The sequence below is a fragment of the Vibrio sp. S12_S33 genome, assembly GCF_963889785.1.
GTDB classification, from domain to species: Bacteria; Pseudomonadota; Gammaproteobacteria; order Enterobacterales; family Vibrionaceae; genus Vibrio; species Vibrio aestuarianus.
In genome coordinates, this window is sequence record NZ_CAWPQZ010000162.1 from 1 (window position 1) to 1,126 (window position 1,126).

Below are 1,126 nucleotides of genomic sequence, written 5' to 3' on the forward strand. Positions count from 1 at the left end.
TGTCTAAAGCAAAATTTGAACGTACGAAACCGCACGTAAACGTTGGTACTATCGGCCACGTTGACCACGGTAAAACAACTCTAACTGCTGCTATCTGTACTACACTTGCAAAAGTGTACGGTGGTGTTGCGAAAGACTTCGCATCTATCGATAACGCTCCAGAAGAGCGCGAGCGCGGTATTACAATCAATACTTCTCACGTAGAGTACGATACTCCAGCACGTCACTACGCACACGTAGACTGCCCAGGACACGCGGATTATGTTAAAAACATGATCACAGGTGCTGCGCAAATGGACGGCGGTATCCTAGTTGTTGCGGCAACAGATGGCCCAATGCCACAAACACGTGAGCACATCCTACTTGGTCGCCAAGTTGGTATTCCTTACATCATCGTATTCATGAACAAATGTGACATGGTTGACGATGAAGAGCTTCTAGAGCTAGTAGAAATGGAAGTTCGTGAACTTCTATCTGAGTACGACTTCCCAGGTGATGATCTACCAGTAATCCAAGGTTCAGCTCTAGGTGCTCTAAACGGCGAAGAGCAATGGGAAGCTAAAATCCTTGAGCTAGCAGAAGCGCTAGACACTTACATCCCAGAGCCAGAGCGTGCAGTAGACCAAGCGTTCCTACTACCAATCGAAGACGTATTCTCAATCCAAGGTCGTGGTACAGTAGTAACTGGCCGTATCGAGCGCGGTATCCTACGTGTAGGTGATGAAGTAGCGATCGTTGGTATCAAAGACACAGTAACAACCACATGTACTGGTGTTGAGATGTTCCGTAAGCTTCTAGACGAAGGTCGTGCGGGTGAGAACGTTGGTGCACTTCTACGTGGTACTAAGCGTGACGAAGTTGAACGTGGTCAAGTACTAGCTAAGCCAGGTTCAATCACTCCACACACTAAGTTCGAATCAGAAGTATACGTACTGTCTAAAGATGAAGGCGGCCGTCATACTCCGTTCTTCAAAGGCTACCGTCCACAGTTCTACTTCCGTACAACTGACGTAACTGGTGATATCTCTCTACCAGAAGGCGTAGAAATGGTAATGCCTGGTGACAACATCCAAATGGTTGTTGAGCTAATCTCTCCAATCGCGATGGACGAAGGTCTACGTTTCGC

Annotated in this window: 1 protein-coding gene; it reads left to right on the forward strand. The window is 47.4% G+C overall.

Annotation, left to right across the window (positions count from 1 at the left end; all coding sequences use genetic code 11):
- Window positions 1–1,126 (forward strand): elongation factor Tu (gene tuf / locus AACW06_RS19655; protein ID WP_192076343.1); only part of this gene is annotated, 1,126 nt, incomplete at both ends.